At 58.3% G+C, this 3,880-nt stretch carries 1 protein-coding gene; it reads right to left on the bottom strand.

What is annotated here, in order from left to right; translation table 11 throughout:
• Positions 1–3,880: hemagglutinin repeat-containing protein (locus ACGF49_RS24075; protein ID WP_387493170.1), on the bottom strand; the 3,880-nt coding region annotated here is incomplete at both ends.

Raw genomic sequence — 3,880 nt, 5'->3', positions numbered from 1 at the left:
ATTAGTATCAACCATATCCTTGATCACTTGTTTGCAGCTTTCGCCTTCACAGGTGCGGGCTTGATGCGCAAAATTGTCCAGCTCATTCACGCTCAGATAGTTATTCTCAATCGCATTCTTCCCGGCCTGTGCCCCAGTGAGGGCGCTCCCGGTAGAGTCACCAGCAATACCGCCTGCCAGCCCGGCTGCCAGGGTGGAAAGGGTGCTGATAGTTTGTTTTTGTTCCTCCGTTAATTCACTGACGTTGGCCCCATCACCGTAAAGTTGCTTTATCAGGACCTGCGCGGCCAGTTCCCCCGACGCCGCACCTGCGGCACCCGACAGGGCATTGTTACCGCTCACTTCCGCCGCCACCGCCCCTAAAATCGCATGGGCCAGCGTATTGGTAGCGATATCCACCTGATGGGTTTGTGGGTCCGTCGTCAGCGCTTTTATCACCCCGGCCAGATACGGTGAAGCGCCTCCGGCCAGCGCCTGACCGAGGTTGTTCCCTGCCAGCCCCTGAATCGCTGCCGTGGCGGCCTGTAACGCTTTCTGATAGGTTCCGCCAGTCCCAAAGCCCGAGTCATTCAGCGCCTGCGTGTAAGCGGTGTCATAAACTTGCTTATTGATATCCGCTGGCGAGGGGTCTTTATTACCTGCGTTGATCAATTTTTCTCTGGCCGCGGCTTTGTCCTGTTCACTGATATGGTCCAGTTTCGCTTTCGCCGCTTTGGTGGCGATAATTTTCCCTTCGGTACTGGCTATCTCGGTCATCTGGGCGCTGATTTCGCCAATCAGTTGCGCCTGTTTCAGTCGTTGCTGCTCTTTTTCCTTGTCAAATATCGGACTGAGGACATCCGCGGCGTTATCGGTATCGCGGCTGAGGGTCGCGATATCCTGCGTCTGGTGCGCTTTATCCCGGATAATCAGATTGCCCTCACTGACCGCCGCGTGCGTGGTGCTGCTGTCATGGCCTGAGTTATGAGTCCCCGTCAGCGCATTGACTGCCAGATTATTCAGAACCTGACCGGCGGTCGGTTGACCCAGGCTAACGCCCGCACTCTGCTGCTCAACAGTAAAGTCCGCTTGATTTTGAATGTCCTTGAAGCCCAGCGTCCCGGTGTTCAGGGTGTTTTTGGTTTTGTCAGCGTGACTCTCTATCACCGCGCCGTCCAGTTGGGTGTGGTCACCGACATGAACCTGATAGCCACCTTTGCCGGCAAACAGCCCGGTCTGCTCCTGCACGCTGTCATAGTTGCTGTGCAGTTTATTGCGGCTGGCATTGAGGCTCGCGGTACCGTTAGTGAGGGGGCCCACGGTGGCACTGACGCCGGCGCTGGCATTCTGTTGCTGGCTGTCATAGCGCTGGCTGTCCTGCTCGCTGCTGAGGGTCAGATGACGTTTCACGTCGGCGGTAATCTGCTCGCCGCTGACCTGAGCGCCTTTTAGCGTGGTGTCCCGGCCACTGTTCAGCCCGACGGTCTGTCCCGCCTGTAACGTGGTGTTAGTGTGACTGACACCGTTGCCGTTTTCACGGCCGTTGCCCCGACTGACATTGGCCGAGACGCTCAGACCGGTGCCCCCCGGTCCCGCAGTCAGGCCCACGCCCAGCGAGCTGCTGTGGCTGCTGTTTTTGCCGGTAGTCTGTTCGGTGTTCTGGCTGGATGAGAGCTGAATATCCCGGTGAGCATTCAGTTGCAGGTCTTTACCCGCCTGTAACTGGCTGCCCTGAATGCGGATATCGCCATTCTGGCCTGATGCGCCTTTGTCATCCCCTTTGGCGGTTATGGTGAGGTTATCCCCGGCAGCGAGATGGCTGCCCTGTTGAGTGGTCTGGCGGTGCTGCTGTTCTGAACGGGAAGACTGGCGGCCATAAGACAGGCTCACCCCGGCCAGATTATTATTGCCTTTGTCGACACTGCCCTGAGCTTCCGCCAGTCGGCCAGCCTGCACGGCCTGTACCCCGCTCAGCGCGACTTTAGTATTTTGCAGCGCTTTCACTCGTGGGTCACTTTCAGTGCGGGCGGTTCTGGCTGTTTGCGCCGCGCTGTTGACGGCCCCGCCTGCGGCGCCACTCAGCGCCACGGTTAAGCCGCTCTGTTTTTGTTCGGTTTTTGTCGTGGTGTGATGGCGGTTTTCCGCACTGGTGATATCGACCTGTTGACCGGTCAGCGTCAGGTCTTTACCGGCAATCACCTCGCTGCCGTGAACCCGGAGCTGTTCTCCCGCTTTGAGGGTGACATTGCCCTGGCTGCTGCCGACCGTGCTGCCTTTACTCAGCTGGCGGTCACTGTCGGTGGTGGTTTTCTGGCTGGCTTTACCTAAGGTGAAGCCAATCCCCCCGGTCCCCATCAGGCCCGATTTTTTCTCCTGCCGCAAATGGGTTTCATCGTGCGCTTCGGCGGCGGTGGTGACGGAGAGCTGATGACCGGCATTCAGGCTGACATCCTGCGTGCCCGCGACATTGCTGCCGAGGATATTCAGGTCTTTACCGGCCTGGAGATTGACCTTATCGCCACTGAATGTGGTGCTGAGCGCCTGTCGGTCATGCACTTCGTCGTGGGTTTCCACTGACGACTTCGACAGCCAGCCTTTGCTGGTTTGTTTACTGTGCTCCACTAAGTCGGATGAGGCCGTACCGGTGGTCAGCGTCAGGTTATTCCCGGCCTGCGCCGTCAGTTGTTGACCGGCGTTAACGTGGGCGGCAGTGGCGTTCAAATCCTGCCCGGCTTGCAATGTCACATCACCTGCGCCGGTTATCTGGCTGCCGATATCCTGTTGTTGGGTCAGATGGCGATAGTTATCTTTCCCCCAGTCGCCCTGTTCTGTGCGACGTGTACTTAAGGTGTCCAGCGTCAGGTTATGGCCTGCCGTTATCTCGGTGTGACCGTCTTTACCCGCATTCTTGACGTCACTGGCGGTTAATTGCACATTGTTAATGGCGCTCAGCGATAAGGTGCCCTTATCATTTTGCACATAGATGCCTGCCGGACGGTCCAGCCAGCGGTTTGCCCCATCCCCGCGCACAGTCGATGCGCTGGTGATATCCCGGCCTTTCAGGGTCACCCGGTCATCGCCCTGAATCTGGCCGCCCCGGTTGGTGAGCGTCTGTTGGGCCGTCAAATCCACTTTGCCGCCGCGAATAAATCCGCTGTTGGTCAGGTTGTTGGCCGTCAGTTGGGTGACATCTCGCCCGCTGACCGTGCCGCTGTTGGTGATATCGCCCTGACTGTTGAGCGCCACGGTATTGCCGGCCAGCAAGGCACCGTCACCGCTCAGGTCGCCCTGACGGACACGGGCATAAACCTGTGGCACAGTGACCACCTCGGTAGTGCCATCCGGCAGGGTCACGGTTTGGTTAGTCAGCCAGATAATGTCTGAGGTCAGCAGCGCCATCTGTGCCGGACTCAGCGCCACGCCCGGCGTTAACTGTTGCTGTTTGCCAAAGACGATACCGGCATCCATCAGCGCCTTAAACTGCGCTTCATCGTTGTTGTAACCGGGCAGATAGCGCCGGCCGGTCAGTTGGGTGATTTGGTCCCGCACCAACCGCTGTTCATAGAACCCATCGCCCAGGCGTTTGTGGACCAGCGCCGGGTCGTGAGTAAGTTGTTGCCGCATATAGTCCGAGCCCAGCCACTGTTTGTACCGGGTAAATTTCGGGTCGGTCTCGACCAGATAGTGGCTGTCGCTGCCCGGTTGCACGGTATACAGGCTGTTATTCGGCAAGCGGGTATCGGGTGTCACCACGCGTATCACCGGGTCGACTGTTTGCCCTTTCACCGTCTCCGGGGGCAAACTCAGTTCAAACGGCTGACCGGGGGGCAAGACCAGCGGCTGATTTTTGATACCGTTCACCGGTGTGATCGTCGTGGGGGCAGCGTGTATCTGACCGGTT

Source organism: Photorhabdus sp. RM96S (genome assembly GCF_042879335.1).
Classification (GTDB): domain Bacteria; phylum Pseudomonadota; class Gammaproteobacteria; order Enterobacterales; family Enterobacteriaceae; genus Photorhabdus; species Photorhabdus kayaii.
This window is presented reverse-complemented; position numbering and strand designations above follow the sequence as displayed.